This is a genomic window from Dyadobacter ginsengisoli DSM 21015 (genome assembly GCF_059568735.1).
On record NZ_JCANTY010000003.1, the window covers coordinates 394,677 to 415,058 of the forward strand.

The 20,382-nt window shown below is 48.8% G+C and carries 17 protein-coding genes; 3 read left to right on the forward strand and 14 right to left on the reverse strand.

What is annotated here, in order from left to right:
• The 7 genes from BP71_RS12380 to BP71_RS12410 all read right to left on the reverse strand — a co-directional run bounded on the left by BP71_RS12380 (position 1) and on the right by BP71_RS12410 (position 7,837).
• Positions 1–945, reverse strand: coding sequence for a glycosyltransferase family 2 protein (locus BP71_RS12380; RefSeq protein ID WP_496379587.1), 945 nt, complete (start codon positions 943–945; stop codon positions 1–3).
• Positions 946–1,017: 72 nt separating this feature from the next.
• Positions 1,018–2,706, reverse strand: coding sequence for a glycosyltransferase family protein (locus tag BP71_RS12385; protein WP_496379589.1), 1,689 nt, complete (start codon positions 2,704–2,706; stop codon positions 1,018–1,020).
• Positions 2,696–4,126 (reverse strand): DUF6056 family protein, encoded by a 1,431-nt coding sequence (locus BP71_RS12390; protein WP_496379591.1) that lies wholly within the window; start codon positions 4,124–4,126, stop codon positions 2,696–2,698. The genes BP71_RS12385 and BP71_RS12390 overlap by 11 nt, the downstream gene beginning before the upstream one ends.
• Complete coding sequence (locus tag BP71_RS12395) at positions 4,119–5,069, reverse strand: glycosyltransferase family 2 protein (RefSeq protein ID WP_496379593.1); 951 nt, start codon at positions 5,067–5,069, stop codon at positions 4,119–4,121. The genes BP71_RS12390 and BP71_RS12395 overlap by 8 nt, the downstream gene beginning before the upstream one ends.
• Positions 5,070–5,154: 85 nt before the next feature.
• Positions 5,155–6,078 carry a DMT family transporter gene (locus BP71_RS12400; RefSeq protein WP_496379595.1) on the reverse strand — a complete coding sequence of 308 codons (924 nt, stop codon included), beginning with the start codon at positions 6,076–6,078 and terminating at the stop codon, positions 5,155–5,157.
• Between the two features lies 1 nt (position 6,079).
• On the reverse strand, positions 6,080–7,162 hold the full coding sequence (locus tag BP71_RS12405) for an LptF/LptG family permease (RefSeq protein WP_496379597.1): 1,083 nt from the start codon (positions 7,160–7,162) through the stop codon (positions 6,080–6,082).
• A 6-nt stretch (positions 7,163–7,168) separates the two neighbouring features.
• On the reverse strand, positions 7,169–7,837 hold the full coding sequence (locus BP71_RS12410) for a metal-dependent transcriptional regulator (RefSeq protein ID WP_496380587.1): 669 nt from the start codon (positions 7,835–7,837) through the stop codon (positions 7,169–7,171).
• A gap of 153 nt (positions 7,838–7,990) precedes the next feature.
• On the opposite strand from BP71_RS12410, the gene BP71_RS12415 reads away from it, so the two are divergent.
• The 3 genes from BP71_RS12415 (at position 7,991) to BP71_RS12425 (ending at position 13,677) form a co-directional block, all read left to right on the forward strand.
• Complete coding sequence (locus BP71_RS12415) at positions 7,991–9,343, forward strand: Nramp family divalent metal transporter (protein WP_496379599.1); 1,353 nt, start codon at positions 7,991–7,993, stop codon at positions 9,341–9,343.
• Between the two features lie 87 nt (positions 9,344–9,430).
• A complete protein-coding gene (locus BP71_RS12420) occupies positions 9,431–11,377 on the forward strand; it encodes a KUP/HAK/KT family potassium transporter (RefSeq protein ID WP_496379601.1) in 1,947 nt (648 codons plus the stop codon).
• 92 nt (positions 11,378–11,469) lie between these two features.
• On the forward strand, positions 11,470–13,677 hold the full coding sequence (locus BP71_RS12425) for an alpha-galactosidase (RefSeq protein ID WP_496379603.1): 2,208 nt from the start codon (positions 11,470–11,472) through the stop codon (positions 13,675–13,677).
• Between the two features lie 89 nt (positions 13,678–13,766).
• Here the strand turns inward: BP71_RS12425 and BP71_RS12430 are convergent, their stop codons facing one another.
• From BP71_RS12430 to BP71_RS12460, 7 genes are all read right to left on the reverse strand, one after another.
• Positions 13,767–14,285 (reverse strand): phosphoribosyltransferase family protein, encoded by a 519-nt coding sequence (locus BP71_RS12430; protein WP_496379605.1) that lies wholly within the window; start codon positions 14,283–14,285, stop codon positions 13,767–13,769.
• A gap of 59 nt (positions 14,286–14,344) precedes the next feature.
• Positions 14,345–15,049, reverse strand: coding sequence for a glutamine amidotransferase-related protein (locus BP71_RS12435; protein WP_496379607.1), 705 nt, complete (start codon positions 15,047–15,049; stop codon positions 14,345–14,347).
• Positions 15,046–16,440, reverse strand: coding sequence for an aldehyde dehydrogenase family protein (locus BP71_RS12440; RefSeq protein ID WP_496379609.1), 1,395 nt, complete (start codon positions 16,438–16,440; stop codon positions 15,046–15,048). The genes BP71_RS12435 and BP71_RS12440 overlap by 4 nt, the downstream gene beginning before the upstream one ends.
• A gap of 76 nt (positions 16,441–16,516) precedes the next feature.
• Entirely contained in the window at positions 16,517–17,290 is a 774-nt protein-coding gene (locus BP71_RS12445) for a glucose 1-dehydrogenase (RefSeq protein ID WP_496379611.1), read from the reverse strand.
• 153 nt (positions 17,291–17,443) lie between these two features.
• The gene (gene tnpA, locus BP71_RS12450; RefSeq protein ID WP_496379613.1) at positions 17,444–17,911 is read right to left on the reverse strand and encodes an IS200/IS605 family transposase; all 468 of its coding nucleotides are present in this window, start codon (positions 17,909–17,911) and stop codon (positions 17,444–17,446) included.
• 439 nt (positions 17,912–18,350) lie between these two features.
• On the reverse strand, positions 18,351–19,727 hold the full coding sequence (locus BP71_RS12455; RefSeq protein ID WP_496379615.1) for a glutamine synthetase family protein: 1,377 nt from the start codon (positions 19,725–19,727) through the stop codon (positions 18,351–18,353).
• Between the two features lie 28 nt (positions 19,728–19,755).
• Complete coding sequence (locus tag BP71_RS12460; protein WP_496379617.1) at positions 19,756–20,379, reverse strand: DUF4230 domain-containing protein; 624 nt, start codon at positions 20,377–20,379, stop codon at positions 19,756–19,758.
• Positions 20,380–20,382: the final 3 nt, after the last annotated feature.

Consider the following 20,382-nt stretch of genomic DNA (forward strand, 5'->3'; position numbering starts at 1 on the left):
TCAAATGTACTCCCGGTTGACTATTTCCTCTTTAATAATGAACAAGGGACGGTTTTTGGATTGAAAAAAAATCCGGAGCACATATTCTCCAATGATACCCAGCGCCAGTAACTGTACCCCGCTGAACAGGATAATTACAAAAAGCAGGGAAGTAAAACCTTCTATCACGTGGGCAAAAAACATCTTTTTAATCACCACGGTCACAAAATACAACAATGATATCAGTATGGCAGCAATACCGACCCGGCTCATGAATTTCACTGGAAATTCACTAAAATTGAAGATCCCGTTATAGGCCAGCCCGAAAAGCTGTTTGAAAGAATATTTAGATTCTCCTGCCGCACGCGCATCGCGCTCATATTCGTACCCGACCTGCCTGAACCCAATCCAGGAGCGCATTCCACGCAGGTAACGGCTTTCCTCAGGCATTTTTTTCAGGACATCCACGACGCGTCGGCTGATTAATGCAAAATCACCACTGTCGAGCGGAATATCAACATATGAAATCGAGCGCAGTAGCCGGTAGAACCAGTAATAGCCCATCCGTTTAACAAAACCCTCCTTCCTCTTCTTCCGGACTGCATAAACCACATCATTTCCCTCCTGCATCAGCTTATAAAATTCCGGCAACAGCTCCGGCGGGTCCTGCAAGTCTCCGTCGATCACAAAAATAGCCTCTGTACCACGCGCGGCCGAAATCCCCGCTGTGAGCGCCAGCTGATGTCCGTGATTGCGGGAAAGAAAAACGCCGTGATAACGACCATCCGTCAACGCCAGCTGCCTGATCCGGAGTGCCGTATCATCCTTGCTTCCGTCGTCGATCAAAACTACTTCAATCGACAGCGGGCTGGTGTCCATCAGCGCATTGATACGTTGTACGAGCAATGGGAATGATTCCGACTCATTATACAACGGCGCAACGATGGAAATTTGAGGGGTTTTCAATATGCTATGCTTTTCAATGACCAGTAGCGGCAAAAATACACCTTTCGATGCATTATCGAAACATTCGTTTATTTAAGGGATTGTCACTTTTCCAAGAATACCTCCGTCCAGCAAGCCTCCTGAGACATTCACTATGCCCAGATCGTACGTTCCAGGGAGTAATGAGGCGTGCGGTATTTCTATATCGGAACCCTTATCGTATTGCCGGAAAACATTTCGTCCGGTATACTTATGTGGTTCCATTTTAAAGAAATATAAGCGATGCGCATTTCGAATGAAAGCATACTCCCCGTTCGATCTGGCCGGAGAAACGCCTCCTTCCGCGTCGTTCAGATGAATGCCTTTTTCGCGATGCGTAACGGTGACCGGTCTTGTCACCGGGAATGGCTTCGTGAACGCATGCACCTGGCGTCCCAGCTCATTTCCTTCCTTCGGATACGAATAAACACCCATTTTTACCAGGTTTTTCATCAGTTTATCTACATATTCCGCAGCCTCTGAATAGGGTACGTGGCCCAAACCGAAGCCATTATACTCCTGGTTATATCCGTTTACGGTATAGTACTTTCTTCGCTCGGTAATCACCGGCAGATAGGTGTAGATCGAGACACCCCAGATGATAATCCCCAGAAAAGCGGCCAGTCGTAGCGCTCTTTTCCTCGCATGCTCATTTTGGGTTGAAACAATGAATGAAAGATAGGCCACTGCTAAAAACAACGCAGGATATATCTTGTAGTTGCTCACAATCATCACATTGAACCCGAAGCGGGGACGAAGTAAGCCGATGACCAGTGCTTCGACAAGCAGAAAGGTCAGAATACCCAGCAGAAACGCTTCGACGTCCGACATACGGTCAGTAGCATCTGGTGTTTTTGTCTGCCTGAATGTTCTGCCCAACCAGGGAACAAGTTGCCGATAAAGCCAGATCGTGACCCATATCATCACAAAGAAGGCCATCAGCACCGGCAACGTCGAACGCACGACGATCGATTTTTCCGGAAGGACATCAAACAATCCGCCCAGGAATGCGAAGAAGCCCAGGACAGACAAATGCGGGTACTTTACAAAAAATGCGAAACTGGACTCATTGCCCTGTGCCGACATCCCGTAGAAATACAATCCCACCGCCAACGCACCGATAAACAACCAGCCGGCCAGCTGTTTGTATTGCGATCGCAAGAGCAGTATCATCACACCCGCAGGCCACACGAAAATCCCACTGCTCATCGCGTACGTGGCGCATACGCCCGCGAGCGATGCGCCCGCAAAACGGTTACCCGATAACAGAAACATTGAGAGGCATACAAAGAAGACAACCGGCTGATGCTGCAGTCCGCATATCGCCCAAAGGAAGATCAGGTGATATTGAAGTTGAAAAAGCAGGAAAGGTACCGGTAAAAAATACCAGGCGCTGAGCCTGGCCCGCTGGAATGCACGCCAGAATACCACCAGGGTACCCAGTGTAAAACACGCGCCGGCAATGTGCAGAAATGTAAAATTGAGGTGTCCCGTAATCCAATAATAGAGCACTGTAACCAGCTTTCCGATCACCATCCGGTGTTCATTATTCGGCTGAAAAAGTAGTTTCAGTTTTTCAGGAAGCGCATTGCTGGTTATCCATTTATGCAGGAAGTCGGGAAAAGGATCAAAATCGTCATACCACGGCAGATTGACCGAATAATACAGGATAACTGCAATCCAGACCAGCACCGGTAATGCCATCACTAAAACAGCAAGCGGCTTCTTAATGCTATTGTTCACTTTCGGTATCTTTCATGTAAATGGCCTTTTTACCAAAATAACCAGCGGTACATTTGTTCCACCAGTGACTGCTGTCCGTCTTGATATCATCGTCGAGAAAGATGGATATCGGCTTGGAACGGACCGGCGGCAGATAGAGAATATTTTCCTTAGAGCTTTTGAGCAACGCATAACGCTGGTACATCTCTTTATCGAATGCGGCTGCCTTACCTTTGATCAGATCGGTGTAAACCATTCTCACATTATTGCTACGGAGGAACGATAGCCCGACCGACACCAGCAAAATACCATAGACGATACCATACCGGGGTGTGGTGAGCTGCAACAATGTGATTCTCCGCTTTCTGAAATAATGGAAAATAACGCCGATGACGTAAAACCACCCGATCAGAAAGAAGAAGTAAACACAGTTGATCACGCGGGGCGTAGGCTCGATTCCCACCCCGTAATAGGAAGGAAACAACTGAGCGGAAAGTACACCTGTAAATAACAATACCGCATACCAGACGGGGATCGAAAAGTAGTTCCGGGCACCTTCCGACATACGCGACAGCACAAACAGCCACGCCAGGGAGAAGAACAGCAGGGGCGTCCGGAAGATCCAGTCATAGCCAAGAAACGCCAGCTTTTGAAAAGATGAAATAACAGAAAACGGCATGTTGCCTCCCAGCGGATTTCCTCCAATGCGCGCCGCATTACCCGGTGACGCAAAATAAAAGTAGCAGGAAGCCGCTGTAACCAGCAGCATAGCCACCATAAAAGCGTCTATTTTCCTGTTAAACAGCAAGCGGTAAGCCAGCCACGCCCCAACCAGCAAAATCATGATAAGCAGGTTAGTTTCACTGCTTCCGATAACGGCAAAAATCAGAAAGCCGGAAAGCACCCCCACAAATATCTTGGCGGGTTGTGTGTCCTGCCGGTACCAGCGCAATACAAGTACGATCCAAAGCAGGGTAAGGATATTAGGAACGGTGTAGGTCACAAATGCGGCCATCCAGTAGAATGCCTCCACGATACTGGCCATTTTTAGAATGTATAAAAAGAAAACCGCACCCGCGAACCCCAAATGCGCCAGCCGCGACAAAGTCGGAGTAAGGTGCCTGAACAAACTGTACAAGGCAAACACCATCCCGAAAAGCAGTACGACGGGCAGTACCTTGAAACCAGTGATGGAATGAAACAGAAGCGGGTTAGTATGATTGAGGAAAATACCGAAGTAACGGCCCGTCCATTCGGTATAATACAGCTTCATGGCTTCGAACCAGCCAATTTTGAATACAGTGTCGATGTAGCAAAAATCGTCGGCCGGCGAGGGATGGTTAAAATAGGAAAGCGCCAGCAACGGTACCAGCACGGTCAGCATCAGGAGAATGTTGATCCAGTTCCCAACAACCCGGTATTTTTTATATAATCTATTCATTGACAGTTTTTTCTATAATATAGCGCGGACGGCCTTTTACTTCTTCGTAGATCTTTCCGATGTACTCCCCGATCAGTCCGAGCGCCATCATGTTGAAGCCGCTAAAAAAAGTGAGCGGAAGCATCGTAGACGTCCAACCTGGTACAGTATGGCCGATCAGGAATGAAAAAAGGATATACACCACGATCGCCATCGCGATAAAAAAGTTGGCAAACCCAAAATACAATACCAGCCGCATCGGGAATGTCGAAAATGAAGTGATGCCATTCCATGCGAAGAGCAGCATTTTGCTCAGCGGGTATTTCGTCTCGCCCGCTTCCCGCTCGAGACGACTGTAAAAGACTTTCTCATTCCGGAAACCGATCAGCGGCACGATACCGCGGAGGAACATATTGATTTCGCGGAAGTTCCCCAGTTCTTTCAGAACACGCTGGTCCATCAGCCGGAAATCTGCATGATTGAAAACCACCGGCACACCCATTTTTTGCATCAATACATAAAAACCTTCGGCTGTAAATCGCTTGAACCAGGTATCGGAAGTTCTGTCACTGCGGACACCGTATACCACCATTGCCCCTTCCCGGTGCTTTTCGATCATGGCCGTGATCGCGTTGATATCGTCCTGAAGATCCGCGTCGATGGTGACAAAGCAATCGAATTGATCGACATGCTTTTCCAGACCGGCCATAATTGCGCTTTGGTGCCCGAAATTCCGCGATAACCCAACGCCGATGATGTCCGGGTCTTTACTGCAAAGATCTTCAATAATGGCCCAGGTTTTGTCCCGACTGCCATCATTGATAAAACAGATGCGACTGTCCTCCGCAATGAGCCCTTGCTTCTTGATTCCTTTGAAGTACGTGTTTAATTTAGCATACGTCAGATACAGGATCGCCTCTTCATTGTAGCATGGTATGACTAAAAGTAAACGAGCTGGATTCATATGTCACCCTGTTGGTTGAATCGACAAAAATAGCAGTAATAAGTTAATATGCTCCTTTTCATACCACCGGCGGTATTAATAAGGCCTATTTCCCTGTCTCAATTATTTTCCGGTTGTTGTTCTTTAAAATGCTGCTCGTCAGCAGCGGGTACAATAACACAGCCAGCAGGATCAGTAATGTTCCCATATAAAACCCCTGCGTCATCCGCTCCTTTTCCCCGAAAATGAAAAAAGCCAGTGCGATTCCGTAAACCGGTTCCAGATTGATCGTAAGATTGATCAGATAGGCGGAAAACTGCTTCATCAGCTGCGTAGCCATCGTACTGGCATAAACCGTGCAAATGAACGCAAGGAATAGTATCCAGACCCAGTCAGCCGGTGCCGGAATAAATGGAGCTCCTCCGTTCCAATCCCTGTACTCTGCAATCACCAGGAACAGCAGTGAAAACAATGTGGCCCCTATCATCTCATAGAAAGTGATCACATAGGCATCGATTCGCTGCACGAGCCTGCTATTCGCTACTGTAAATGTCGCTGCAAGAACCGCCGAAGCCACTGCCAGCATTAAACCCAATGCATGATCAAATTCAAAACGGAACACTACATACAGCCCGGCAAAGGCCAGCACACCTAATCCTACTTCCAGCGGACTTACCCGCCGCTTGTTGACCAGCGGTTCAAGCAAACTTGTCCAAAGCGAGGTGGTCGCCATTCCCGCCAGGCATACCGATGCTGTGGATACACGCGCGGATGCAAAAAACAGCATCCAATGTGCCGACAACACAAAACCTACTGCCAGCATTTTGACAAGATCGCTAGTGTTGGCAGCGAAACTTTTTTGTCTGAACAGGATTACAACTCCCAACCCGAGAGCCGCCAGCAATGTGCGGTACAAAACCAGTGCAACCGGCGATATCGACACCATCAACCCCACAATGGCCGTGAAACCCCAGATCAACACCAGGAAATGCAAGTGCAGATAGGAACGGACTGAATTGGCGGACAGCATATTATCTGGGTAATGTTTTATACAAAACCACACCGATCAGGGAAAAGACGATGTTGGGCAACCACACGGCGAAAAGCGTATTGATAGTTCCCGCCTCGGCCACGCCCTTGGACAACAGGAAGAAAAGAATATAAATGAAGGCAAGCATGAAACCCAGCGCGATCTGCCAGCCTACCCCGCGGCGGCTTTTACGGGCCGAAACAATCACTCCAATGGCGGTGAGAATAAGAATTGCAAAAGGCTGGGTAAAGCGGGTGTACTTTTCGATCAGGTATACTTCCAGCCCGTCGGCCCCGCGGCTTTTCAGCAGATCGATGTAAGCATTGAGTTCCGGAAGCGTGAAGGTTTCGAAGAGATTGTAATCGCTCTCAAAATCCTCGGGTGAAAGATTGATAGTCGTGTCGATGGCCATTCCACGGCTCAGCTGCTCTCCAAGGCTGTCGAGCGTCCTTACCTGGTAGTTTTGCAATGTCCATTTCTTCTTGGCAGGCTGCCAGACGATCTTATCGGCGTAAAACTTTTGCAAAAGTTTGGTCCCCTTGATCGTCTCCATAGTAAACTTATTGCCGGTCTGCGTCGTCGTATTGTAACTTTCCAGGTAGGCGTAAACATCCGGCGCGATCGTAATGTGCACGTTGTGCCCGCTGAAATAGTACTCGTTTTTCACATAGGTTTTTTCAAAACTATTCCGGATTTTGTTGGCCTTCGGTAAAACCCAGCCCACCTGGATGAAGGTCACTATCCCCAGCACCACGGCGCCGGCCATGTAAGGCAGCAGCATCCGCATAAAACTGATCCCGCTGCTGAGCATCGCGACGATCTCCGTACGTGCCGCTATACGCGATGTGAAGAAAACCGTCGCTATAAAAACCATCAGCGGACTGATGTAGTTGATCCAGTAAGGAATAAGATTGAGATAATAGTCGATCAGGATCTCCTGTAACGGCGCCTTTTTATCCAGGAAGTCGTCTACTTTCTCCGTATAGTCGATCATACAGATAATCAGCACGATGACGAATGCCACGAAAACGTAGGTTATCAGAAAGTTTTTGATCAGATAGCGATCGAGTATTTTAAATTTCATGGCTGGCTAGGGTCTCATCGGCTGTACCAGCAGATTTTTGGACACCTCGAGACTGATAAACAACGTCTGCCCTGCATTAATCTGTACAGAGGCCGACTTATCATATTCATTGATTTCTTTCACTTCGATTACCGAACCCAGTGTAATCCCCGACCGGTCGAGGTGCTGTAAAAACGACGGCGCATGGTCCAACACTCCCATCATCAGCACTTTTTCGCCTACCGTAACGTCGGTCAGCAAACGATAATCCGGCTCGGTAAGGTTGCCTTTCGCATCCGGTATCGGGTCGCCATGCGGGTCGAATTTGGGATGTCCGAGAAAGGTGTCGAGCTTTTCAACCAGCACTTCAGAGGGGATATGTTCCAGCTCTTCGGCGATATCGTGTACCTCATCCCAGCCAAAACCCAGTTTCTCCACCAGGAATACCTCCCACAGCCTGTGCTTGCGGATTACTTTGATCGCCACTTTTTCTCCCGTTTCGGTAAGCGTTACGCCCTGGTACTTTTTATAGTGGATCAAACCCTTGTCGGCCAGCTTGCGCAACATGTCTGTTACGGAAGCCGCGCGCGTAGATGTGCTTTCGGCCAGCGCGTTCGTGCTTACCTCCACCCCGTCGCGACCGGAAAGTGAATGGATGATCTTTAAGTAATTTTCTTCTGTGAAGGAATTCTGCATTGCCAATGAGCCCCGGTTACCAGTCTTGATATCTGGCAAAAGTACGACTTCCAATCCGTAAAATAAAAAATTTAGACTAACCTAAAAATATATTAAGAATTTCCTTATCTTTGTTTTCAGCAAACTAAATTGTTTATTTCGGAGACACAGAAAATGATTGACGATTTAAAGATAAATAGATCCTTGCAAGAGAAAACCTCAGATGAAGGCCACCAACTCCGGTCGCTTTCGGAAGTACACTCCTCGATTGCCGTACCTGAAGGAGCTGGTTTCTGGAAAAAACTGGCTGCGTTTACCGGGCCTGGCCTGATGGTCGCGGTAGGTTATATCGACCCCGGCAACTGGGCAACAGACATCGAAGGCGGCTCCCGTTTCGGATATAAATTGCTTTCCGTCATCCTGATATCCAACCTGTTCGCGATGCTTTTACAGCATTTGTCACTCAAACTGGGCATTGCGTCCGGTCGCGATCTCGCCCAGGCTTGCCGCGATTACTATTCCCGCCCCGTTTCATTTGTACTCTGGATACTTTCAGAAATAGCCATTGCAGCCACGGACCTTGCCGAAGTCATTGGATCGGCCATTGCGTTGAATCTCCTATTTGGCTTGCCGCTTCCTATTGGTGTACTCTTCACCGCCTTTGATGTGCTGGTTGTGCTGTACTTTCAGCAAAAAGGTTTCCGCATCATCGAAAGCATTGTCGCAGGGCTGATGAGCCTCATCTTGCTGTGTTTTTTGTATGAAATGATTGTTTCACAACCTTCATTGTCAGGGATCATGGGTGGTTTGCTGCCCAAAAAGGAGATCGTAACCAACCCCGGCATGCTCTACATTGCCATCGGTATTCTCGGCGCTACGGTAATGCCCCACAACCTGTACCTGCATTCCAGCATTGTACAAACACGCAATTTCAAGAAAGACGAGGAAGGAAAACGCTCGGCTATCCGTTTCGCAACCATTGATTCGACCGTATCACTTGCCCTGGCATTTTTTATCAATGCCTCCATTCTGATCCTGGCGGCATCTGCATTCCACGCTAACGGCCATTTTGAAATTGCCGATATTACCGACGCCTATCATCTGCTCGACCCTGTTCTGGGGGTTAGTCTGGCCGGTATCTTCTTTGCGCTGGCTTTACTGGCCTCCGGCCAAAGCTCCACTCTCACCGGTACACTTGCCGGGCAGATCGTCATGGAGGGCTTTCTGAACATCCGGCTAAAACCCTGGATACGTCGCTTGCTTACCCGGGGCATCGCCATCATTCCGGCGTTGATCATATCCTACCTGTATGGAGAAAGAGGCACGGCGGAGCTGCTGGTATTCAGCCAGGTTATCCTGTCGTTGCAGTTGAGCTTCGCAGTGGTACCGCTGGTATTTTTCACATCCAACAGCAAAATCATGGGACGTTTTGCCAACTCCCGCCCGGTTAGCATGCTGAGCTGGACCATCGCTTTGATTATTATCGGGTTAAATGGCTACCTGCTTTACAATACGTTCGGAGGTTAAGCATCACTCAACAAATTAAATTTCGATTCCATAATATCTTCTTTGCAAGCGGTTTCCTAACTTTCGCCGTTTTCTTAAAATAGGTGGATGGAATCAAAACACAAAGTTGACAAGGTAACGGCAGCCGGTTTACTGGTGGCGTTCGGTATTATATACGGAGACATCGGGACGTCGCCACTCTATGTAATGCAGGCGATCATCATGAATGAGCTCATTACCGAAGAGATTATCTACGGGGCTATCTCCTGCATCTTCTGGACACTCACACTCCAGACCACCATCAAATACGTGATCCTGATCCTCCGGGCCGATAACCGCGGAGAAGGTGGTATTTTCGCATTGTACGCGCTGGTTCGAAAGCACGCTAAGTGGCTTACCGTTCCCGCAGTGATCGGCGGAAGTACACTGCTTGCCGACGGGGTAATCACCCCCCCCATTTCCGTTTCTTCCGCGGTAGAAGGTTTACAATTATTGTATCCTAATATCCAGACAGTTCCGATCGTCATCGCGATCCTCACGATGATCTTTGTCATCCAGGCCTTTGGTACGAAAGTCGTAGGCCGTGCGTTTGGCCCGCTGATGGTCACCTGGTTTGTGATGCTGGGCGTGCTGGGTCTGAACCAGATCAAGGATCATCCCGAGATCCTGAGAGCCCTCAATCCGATGTATGGCTATGACCTGCTTACCAAACATCCGGGAGGCTTCTGGATGCTGGGTGCCGTGTTCCTCTGTACTACCGGGGCTGAGGCACTTTATTCCGATCTGGGCCACTGCGGCCGCGAGAACATTCGTATCAGCTGGATTTTCGTCAAGATATGTCTTCTGCTAAATTACTTCGGCCAGGGCGCGTGGTTGCTTACTGAAATGGGTAATCTGCTGGATGCCCGCAAACCTTTTTATGAAATCATGCCGGAATGGTGGCTGCTGCCTGGCGTTGTTATCGCTACACTGGCTGCCATTATCGCGAGCCAGGCTGTCATAACGGGCTCATTCACTTTAATTTCCGAAGCGATCCGGCTGAATTTCTGGCCCAAAGTGCGACTTATCTACCCGAGCGATCAGAAAGGACAATTGTACGTACCTAGCATCAACTGGCTGCTGTGGCTTGGCTGCTGCGGAGTAGTGCTCTTCTTTCGTAAATCGTCGAATATGGAAGCGGCATACGGACTCGCCATCACGCTGACGATGATCATGACGACGATCCTCTTCTCGTACTACTTGTACGTGAAACGGGTGAACCTCTGGATCGTGATCGTGTTCATGCTGCTGTACCTCTTCATCGAAGGCATGTTCCTGGGCGCCAATCTGTTGAAATTCACTCATGGAGGCTGGTTCACGATCATGGTCGGTACGATTGTGGCGGGGCTGATGGCCGTGTGGCTGAAAGCATTTTATATCAAACTGCGTCTTACTGAATATACCAAACTCGAAACCTACCTCCCGGCCCTGCACGAGCTCAGCAGAGATATCAGCATTCCGAAGTATACGACACACCTGGTGTTCATGACCAACGCTTCCCGCGCTACGGAGATCGAGACGAAAGTGATTTATTCGATTTTCCAAAAACGCCCGAAACGGGCCGACGTATACTGGTTCATCCACGTCGACATTATGGATGATCCCTATACCATGGAGTATAAAGTACTGTCCGATGAAGACAACCACGACAATGTGATTAAAATCAACTTCCGGCTCGGGTTCCGCGTCGATCAGCGCATCAATATGTTCTTCCGAAAAGTGGTGGAAGACATGGTGTTGAACAAGGAAGTGGACATTACCAGCCGTTACGAATCCCTGAGTAAGCAGAATATCACCGGTGATTTCCGATTTGTGGTACTCGAACGGTTCCTCTCGTTTGAAAACGACCTGCCATTCCTGGAACAGCTCGTAATGAAGACTTATTTCTTTGTGAAAGACTTCACGACACCGGAAGACAAATGGTTCGGTCTCGACAGCAGTTCCGTGAAGATCGAGAAGGTACCGCTCATCATCCGCCCCGTCGAGAATGTCAAACTGAGGCGGGTATTCTCCTGACCTCCCCTGAAACCTTTTACAGGATCAATTCTGGCAAGTAACCCGGCCATGGTTGGTCCTTTTTTATTGCAAACCATTACTATTCCGTTCCCATGAATTTTCTCCGGCGCATTCCTATTCTCCTGTTATTATTTTGCCTGCACGCATTTGGATCTACTGCTCAAAACCAGGTGATTATTCCCGTAGAAACATCCCAAAATGCACTCGTTCTCCAAACCGACCGGGAGAAGCATTTGTCGATCATCTATTTTGGAAAAAAACTCAATCAGCCTGCCGAATACGAACTCGTAACCTCTCAAAGCAGACAGCGGGACGGCAATGCAGGCATCTATAGCTCGGCTTACACCCCGGCAGGTTCTTGGAGTGTCTCCGAACCGGCATTGCAGATTACGCACGCAGACGGGAACAGGTCGACGGACCTGGTTTACGTCAGCCATCAAACCCGCCGTGAAGGTGATAATGTAGCTGTTACAAGTATTCAGCTTAAAGATCCGGCGTATTCAGTAGAAGTGACGCTATTCTACAAAACCTACTTTCGCGAAAACGTCGTGGAACAATGGAGCGTGATCAAAAGCAGTGAAAAAGGAGAAGTTACCTTAAACAAGTATGCTTCCGCTAATCTCTATTTTGCAGGAAAGGACTTTTACCTAACCCATTACAACGGAACCTGGGCAAAGGAAATGAACCCCGAGGAAGAGCAATTGACAGCTGGAATCAGGGTATTGGACTCCAAACTGGGTACAAGGGCTAATCTATTCCAACCTCCCAGTTTTCAACTTTCCTTTGGTCAGCCCGCGACCGAAACAGAAGGAAAAGTCCTGCTGGGGACGCTTGCCTGGTCGGGTAATTTCAGGATGGATTTCGAAGTGGATTCCTACCATAATCTCCGTTTGATAGCCGGGATCAACAACTATGCCTCCGAATATCCGCTTGCTTCCGGCAAAGAGTTTAAAACACCATCATTTATCTATACTTTCTCGGAAAACGGCAAAGGCGAAGCAAGCCGTAATCTCCACGACTGGGCCAGAAAATACCGCATTCTCGACGGCGAAGGTTCCCGCCTGACCTTGCTGAACAACTGGGAGGCCACCTATTTCGATTTCAATGAAGAAAAACTAGCCGGGCTCTTCAAAGATGGTAAAAAACTGGGTGTCGACCTGTTTCTGCTCGACGACGGCTGGTTTGCCAACAAATATCCCCGCAACGATGACCGGGCCGGCCTGGGCGACTGGCAGGAGAATGTCAAAAAATTACCGCATGGCATTGGTTACCTGGTGAAAGAAGCCCAAAACGCTGGTATCAAATTCGGGATTTGGGTAGAACCGGAAATGGTGAACCCCAAAAGCGAATTGTATGAGAAACATCCTGATTGGGTGATCCGTCAGCCGCAGCGTCCGGAGCACTATATGCGTAACCAGCTACCGCTCGACCTCGCTAACCCTGAAGTGCAAAACTTCGTTTTCGGTATGCTCGATAAACTGTTCACAGAAAACCCCGGCATCGCTTACATCAAATGGGATTGCAATGCGATTACATTCAATGCACATTCGGCTTATCTTGAAAAGAGTAAACAGAAGCAGTCGCAGCTTTACGTGGATTATGTGAAGGGTTTATATCATGTACTGGAAAAACTGCGCGCCAAGTATCCGAAAGTGCCGATGATGCTCTGCTCCGGAGGGGGCGGCCGCGTCGATTATGAGGCATTGAAATATTTCACGGAGTTCTGGCCAAGCGATAATACCGATCCGCTGGAACGTATTTTCATGCAATGGGAATACTCCTATTTCTTTCCCTCGCTCACACAAAGCGCACACGTGACCGACTGGGGTAAGCAGCCATTGAAATTCCGCACCGATGTGGCGATGATGGGTAAACTAGGCTATGACATCGTGGTGAGCCATTTAAACGAGAAGGACCTGCAATTCAGCCAGCAGGCGGTGGCAACATATCATGCGATCAAAGATATCGTCTGGCATGGCGACCTGTACCGGTTGGCGGATCCCAAAAAGAACGATTTTGCTTCCCTGTTATTCGCCTCGAAAAACAAGGATAGGGCGATTGTATTCTCCTACCTGGTGAGCAACCGCAATGGCGCCGGTTCGGACGTTGCGGTAAGACTGCAAGGCCTGGATGCGGCAAAAAAATACAAAGTGAAGGAGTTGAACCTCTATCCCGATACCAAGAGCGCGGTCAAAGAAGATCAGATCTACTCCGGCGACTTCCTGATGACGGCCGGATTTAATCCGGTTGTGAATGCAGGAAGAGCCAGTGTGATCTTAGAAATTATGGAGGTGAAATAGGGCAAAAATAGCTCTGCTTTTCTCAATGATACATTTTTGTCAATCTAATGCAGATCAGTCTATATTAAATTGACAAAAATGTATACCTGTCACTTTAAATAAACTCCCTCCTCATCCGCACGACTCAAAACAACTTCCACTTTCTCGGTAAGCGTAGTACTGAGTGAGTAACCCACGTAATCGGCATGGATCGGGAATTTGTGATGGCTACGGTCGACGATCACGGCAACCTGCACCTTTTTCATCGGTACTTTCAGAAATGGTTCCAACGCGAACGCGAGCGTCCGGCCTGTATTGAGGACATCATCAGCAACGATCACGACCTGGTTTTCCACGTTAAGCTCACGGTCAAACAGGATCGGGCTTTGCTGGTGTACATTCTTATCAAACCGTAATTCGATCAGTTGAACGTCCAGCGGCGATATTTCCACCAGCTCTCCTGCCAGCCGTTTGGCAAAAGCATATCCTTCACCCGCTATTCCGGCGATGATAATGCCGCTTTCCTCAAAATTCTGTTCATATATTTCGAAAGCGATCCGGCGTATTTTCTGGCCTGTATGATGCGCGCTCAGAATCTGACGCCTGGATACCGTACTATTTTCAGTCATTGCAGGAATTGGTCTGTTAAAACTAAGTAGTGGTAAAATTAACAATACATATCACTACTTCATAACGCCGCAAAATTCTTTAACCAATTCGCAAAAGTCAATTCATGCAACGGAAGTTCGAGGCTTACAATGCCCATTTCGACTTTTGTTTTGCCAATACGCTCCGTCCGAATCTCCATCAGCGCCCTTTCGTAAGCTTTGGGAAATTCAGGATGCGCCTGGATACCGATCATGTGATCACCTACACGAAACATCCCAATCGGGCAATCCTGCGTTTCGGCGAGGAGTGTACTGTCCGGCGGCATTTCCATCACCTGGTCCTGGCACATCATCAGCAGGTTAAAGGATGTCCGGGCTGGCACCATCCATTCTTCATGGCTTAGTACCTGGAAATTATGCACGCCTACACACCAGCCCACTGCCGATTTCTGCACCTTACCACCTAATGCCTCAGCCAGCATCTGATGCCCGAAACAAATGCCGAGGTATTTTCTACCCGAGTCATATATTTCCTTTACAAATACTTTGAGACGTTCAATCCACGGCTCCTGGTCATACACCGAAAATTTGGACCCGGTACAGACATAAACGTCACATTCAGCCGCCGAACCGGGAAAATGCCCGTTGCAGACATCATAAAACATAAACTCCCAATCCGAGGCTACCTGCGAAAACAACGCAGGGAACATCTCCCGGTAATCGCCCGCGATCGGCAACAGTTCTTCGCGCACATGGTCGCATTCCAGCAGTCCCACTTTTGTCATGCCTGCCCTATTTTCAAATGGAAAGATTTCGGCCGGGTTAATGCCTCGTAACCGACCGTCGAAAGCGTGCAGCCGCGGCCGGAGTTCTTCACACCTGTCCAGGCCAATGCAGGGTCGAGGTAATCGCAGCGGTTCATAAACCAGGTCCCGGTTTCCACCTGCTCTCCGATCTGCAACGCCGCATCGACATCCGACGTCCATATTGAGGCGGTAAGGCCATATTGGCTGTCGTTCATCAGTTTGATCGCCTCTTCGTCGCCCGAAACCGGCATTATTCCAACCACGGGCGCAAAAGTTTCCTCGGTCATGATGTCCATCGAATGGCTCACATTCACCAGTACCTGCGGTGCCAGATAGGGCGTTCCCGACTGATGGGCAGGGAACAATGCAGGGTCGATCAGCGCGGTTGCGCCGTTTGCAATGGCTTCGTCGATCTGTTTTTGGGCAAAATTGGCTGCGGATGTTCTTACCATCGGCCCCAATGTCGTTTCAGGCTTGCGGGGATCACCGAGGACATAGGTTTTTGTCAGTTCTTCAAAACCTTTGACAAACTCATCATAAATATCCTGGTGTACATAAATTCGCTCGATCCCGCAACACGACTGGCCTGAATTAAAGAACGAGCCGTCGACCAAATTTTCCACAGCATCGGCCAGGTTTGCGTCCGCACGTACGTAGGCGGGATCTTTTCCGCCCAGTTCCAGCCCACCGATGATAAAACGCTCGTTAATGGCTTTCTGCACTGCATGGCCACCTTCCACCGAACCGGTAAAGGCAACGTAGTCAACCCGCGTGTCGCCGATCACCTGTGCGACCTGGTCATGACTCAAATGCAGATATTGAAATACCCCATCAGGCAAACCTGCATATTCGAAAGCGGCCGCATAACGCTCGGCACAAAGCGGTGTTTGCTGCGCATGCTTCAACAGCACCGCATTTCCTGACATGATCGCCGGAATCACCGAGTTTACAGAGGTCAGATAAGGATAATTCCACGGCGCGACGACGAAAACTACTCCCAGCGCTTCCCTTTTTACAAATCTTCTGAAACCCGGGATTTCATCGACTTCCACATCGGCCAATGCCTTTTCGGCCACCGAAATCATATAGTTAGCCCTTTCCTGAAAACCGCGACGGATTTCATTCGCCGTATAGCGTACAGGCCGGCCCATTTGCCACGTCAGTTCCAGACCGATCTCATCGGCATTATTCAGAAAATACTCTACGGCCTTGCGGCATATCGCTTCGCGTTCGGCCAGCGTTGTTTTTTTCCACTCCTTTTGCGCTGCAACCGCTTTTTCCAAAGCAGCTTCCACAGCTGCGGGGCTCGCCAATTCACGCTCCACATACACAGAGCCGTCGATCGGGCTTATCGTTTTTTGAATCGTCATTTTCTTGAAGGAGAAAAGGAAGGGGAGGAAAGGGAAAAAGAGGACTCCTCCATCCTCCCTTTCCTCCATCCTCCCGTTAAAGAGGTGTTACATAGGCAGAAGTAATACCGCCGTCGACCAGGAAGTCGGTGCCGGTCACGAATGATGCCTCGTCGGATGCCAGGAACAAGGCGGCATAGGCCATTTCTTTGGCTTCGCCGAAACGCCCCATCGGGATATGAACGAGCCTGCGCTGCTTTTTCTCTTCGGTATTCAAAAACTTCATCAGCAGTTCTGTGCGTAACGGGCCCGGGCACAATGCGTTCACACGGATGTTTTCACGTGCATGTATGACCGCAAGCTCGCGGGTCAGCGCGAGCACCGCGCCTTTACTGGCCGTGTAAGCCACCTGCGGGGTGGCCGCTCCCAAAATGGCCACAAAAGATGCGGTATTGATAATCGACCCGCCTCCTGCACGCTGCAAGGCCGGTATACCATATTTACAACCCAGGAAAACACCTTTCGCATTGATATTCATGGTGAGGTCCCAGATCGATTCTTCGGTGGTCATCGCATTGTCGTCGTCGCTGTGCATAATGCCCGCATTGTTGAAGATGATATTCAGTTTCCCGAATTTCTCTTCTGCAAATGCGACTGCGGCCTCGCAATCTGCCGCTTTGGAAACATCTGAATGCAGGAAGAAAGCCTCTCCCCCATTTTTTACGATTTCATCCGCAGTTTCCTGCCCGGCAGCGTCATTCACATCGGTCACGACGATTTTAGCACCTTCTTTTGCAAATAAAATAGCGGTTTCACGGCCTATCCCGCCGCTCCCTCCTGTAATAAGCGCGACTTTGTTTTCTAAGCGCATGGGGTTGTGATGTTATGGTTTGATAAATAGTAATTGAGTTAATACGTGCCGAACCGATTACGATCAGATATTGTTTTCGGGCCATTTTATGATGTACTAACATCTGTAAGGAGGCCGCTCTCCCAGGCCCGGGAGGGATCTCCCTACCGCATTTCAATCCTGGTCAAAGAATTCAAACAAATATCTCTCTTCGAACGGCACCTCAAATTTCTGCAACATATCCCGATATTCTTGGGCAAATGTGTGCTTTCGATGATGTTCCTCCTGACCGTGAATATACCGCACGACGCGATCTATATGCGATCGGGAATATGAAAAAACACCATAACCTTCCTTCCATCCAAATTTATGGTTTGTCCACCTTTTTTGGTTAACAAATTCATTGCTTTCAACCTTTATTTCCTTTATAAAATCAGAAATGGATAACGCCGGCTTAAATCCTACAAAAATATGTGTGTGATCAGGCATACAATGGATTGCGAGCATCTTGGCATTTCGCTTTTGTACCAGGCCGGTTATATACCGATGTAGTTCTTCCTTGTGGAATTTCGGTATCAGGCATTGACGATGTTTAACACTGAATACAAATTGAAGGTAGATCTGCGAATAAGTATTAGCCATTATTGTTCAAATTATAGTGTGCAAATGATGATAATGCCGTGTGTTGAGGGCCGCTTTGCGGCCGAACTCTTCGCATTGCTGCCTCGAAGAGGCATTCTGTTTATAGCACCAGGCATTTCTCCACACCGTCTTGGCTCTGTAGGAGCTTCTTGCAATCTCACAAACCAACATTTTTCATAAACCAGTTGCCGCTCTGCGGCCAAACTTTTGGCGGTACTGCCTCGGAGAGGCATTCCGTTTGTAGCACCAGATATTTCTCCACGCCGTTTTCGCTCCGTAGCCTTCAATCCTACCGACCGGGTTTTTAAAAACACGTCGCCGCTTTGCAACCAAACTTTTGCCGTTACTGCCTCAGAGAGGCATTCTGTTTATTGCATTGGGCATTTCTCCACACCGTTTTAGCTCCGTAGGAGCTTCCTGCCTGCTAAAACGCCACAAATCAAATCTGTTCAAAATACCGCTTCCGCTCCCAATCCGTTACGGACGTATCATATGCCCGCTGTTCGGTTTTGAAAAAATGGGTGTAATGCTCCACCACTTCCGGCCCGAACGCCTCTTTTGCAAAAGGACTGTGTTCGAACAATGTAATGGCTTCCGCCAGCGTGTAAGGCACTCGCGGCAGGTGCGCAGCCGCGTAAATGTCGCCGATAAAGCATTCTGGTGGTTCGATGCGGTTTCTGATGCCGTTGAGACCCGATGCCAGGGAGGCGGCAAATGCAAGGTAAGGATTGCAATCGGCACCCGGTATCCTGCACTCGATACGGAGACTTGCACCGCTTCCTACCACGCGGAAGCCCGCAGTACGATTGTCATAACTCCACGCAAGACGCGTGGGCGCCCAGGAGCCATCGACAAAACGTTTGTAGGAATTGATGGTAGGCGCGTAGAAAGGCATGACGTCCGGCACGTGTTTGATCCAGCCACCCAGAAACCAGCGGAAAATATCCGAGCCTTTGACCGGACCGAACTGCTGATCGCCATCGAAGATGTTCTGGCCATCTTTCCATAAACTCATGTGAATATGACTGCTGGAACCCGCCTGGTCGGTTGCGAACTTCGCCATGAAGGTCACGGAAACACCCATGGTATCCGCTACCTCTTTCAGGCATTGTTTGTAGACAATATGATTATCAGCCATGGAGAGCACATCGGCATACTTTACATTTAGCTCATGTTGTCCAAGCCCCCATTCCCCTTTGGAAGTTTCGACTGCTATACCCGAGTTTTTCAAATGCCTGCGTACTGCGGACGTGAACTTTTCATTTCGTGTACCCTGCATAATGTGGTAATCTTCCAGATAGTAGCCTGCCGGGCTCAGATTCTGATAGTTTTGCTGAAATGCCTGCTTGTAGCTGTTTTCCAACAAGTAGTATTCAAGCTCGGAGGCTGCAAAGCATTGCATACCGTTGCCATCGAGCGCCCCAAGCTGCTTTTTCAATATCGATCTCGGAGCTACGGATTCCAGGCTGTGGGATTTGTCGTTGTGAACATCGCAGATGACGATTGCGGTTTTATCGAGCCAATCGGCGGTCCGCAGGGTATTCATATCAGGTACCAGATGAAAATCGCCGTAGCCGAGCTCCCAATTGGCGTAACGGTAACCGGGAACGGGATCCATAGCCATATCGGTAGTGAGCAGGTAATTGCAGCCATGCGTCCCGGACTGCGCGACTGATTCCAGAAAATAATCGGCATCTACCCTTTTGCCCATCATCCGGCCGTAATGATCTGTAAATGCAACGACAACGGTCTCTATCAATCCCTCCCCTACCTTTACCGAAAGTTCACTTTGTGTCAGAAATCCTTTTGTAGTCATCAGAAAGGGTTAGTTTACAGCTTATATCTTATCGCAATTTCTCAACCTTGGTATTTAATGGAAATTTGATCACCACCTTTTTCCCGGATGCTTTTTCCAGCATCGGTGTCAGTATTTTCCTAGCATTCACTTCGGTTTGTTCCAGAATACCCATATCCAATGCCGATTTCTGGATCTGTTTTTCAGCCTGTTTATATGCCTCCTGAACCAACTTTGCCTCATCGGTGAATGCATATTCGGTATTGTAAACCTTGGATTTGCTATGGTCTATTTTAAAAACACACAACTCCGGCTCCGGCATGTTGATGACCAGGTTCTCGTCGTCGGAGGTAATGTCCTCCATCGATATTTTTGACAGATCCACACAGCCGATAGCCTCTCCCTGCACGATCAGGATGGCTTTCGCATTGGGTAACCACATCTTGACGATTTCCTGCTCCACTACATCTTTGAAATTGTACTTCACCACTTCCAGTTTACCCATGGAACTGATCTCCTGCAATACGACTGTATGCATGGTTTCTGTTTCATCTTCGCCCGTAAGCCAGCCCGGCCACCAGCTTCCCGAACGAAAACCTGACCATAATGCATGGATTCCCGCCAGCAATAAAACGAGCACCAGCAGGCGCACCAGCCATGATATGAGCCGCATAAG

Bases quoted from the DNA above. Each gene is read 5' to 3' on its own strand.
- BP71_RS12400 (WP_496379595.1), bottom strand. From the start codon at position 6,078: ATGCTGTCCGCCAATTCAGTCCGTTCCTATCTGCACTTGCATTTCCTG.
- BP71_RS12430 (WP_496379605.1), bottom strand. From the start codon at position 14,285: ATGACTGAAAATAGTACGGTATCCAGGCGTCAGATTCTGAGCGCGCAT.
- BP71_RS12410 (WP_496380587.1), bottom strand. From the start codon at position 7,837: ATGCAGAATTCCTTCACAGAAGAAAATTACTTAAAGATCATCCATTCA.
- BP71_RS12420 (WP_496379601.1), top strand. From the start codon at position 9,431: ATGGAATCAAAACACAAAGTTGACAAGGTAACGGCAGCCGGTTTACTG.
- BP71_RS12425 (WP_496379603.1), top strand. From the start codon at position 11,470: ATGAATTTTCTCCGGCGCATTCCTATTCTCCTGTTATTATTTTGCCTG.
- BP71_RS12445 (WP_496379611.1), bottom strand. From the start codon at position 17,290: ATGCGCTTAGAAAACAAAGTCGCGCTTATTACAGGAGGGAGCGGCGGG.
- BP71_RS12435 (WP_496379607.1), bottom strand. From the start codon at position 15,049: ATGACAAAAGTGGGACTGCTGGAATGCGACCATGTGCGCGAAGAACTG.
- BP71_RS12395 (WP_496379593.1), bottom strand. From the start codon at position 5,069: ATGAATCCAGCTCGTTTACTTTTAGTCATACCATGCTACAATGAAGAG.
- BP71_RS12405 (WP_496379597.1), bottom strand. From the start codon at position 7,162: ATGAAATTTAAAATACTCGATCGCTATCTGATCAAAAACTTTCTGATA.
- BP71_RS12455 (WP_496379615.1), bottom strand. From the start codon at position 19,727: ATGACTACAAAAGGATTTCTGACACAAAGTGAACTTTCGGTAAAGGTA.
- BP71_RS12460 (WP_496379617.1), bottom strand. From the start codon at position 20,379: ATGCGGCTCATATCATGGCTGGTGCGCCTGCTGGTGCTCGTTTTATTG.
- BP71_RS12390 (WP_496379591.1), bottom strand. From the start codon at position 4,126: ATGAATAGATTATATAAAAAATACCGGGTTGTTGGGAACTGGATCAAC.
- BP71_RS12440 (WP_496379609.1), bottom strand. From the start codon at position 16,440: ATGACGATTCAAAAAACGATAAGCCCGATCGACGGCTCTGTGTATGTG.
- BP71_RS12415 (WP_496379599.1), top strand. From the start codon at position 7,991: ATGATTGACGATTTAAAGATAAATAGATCCTTGCAAGAGAAAACCTCA.
- tnpA (WP_496379613.1), bottom strand. From the start codon at position 17,911: ATGGCTAATACTTATTCGCAGATCTACCTTCAATTTGTATTCAGTGTT.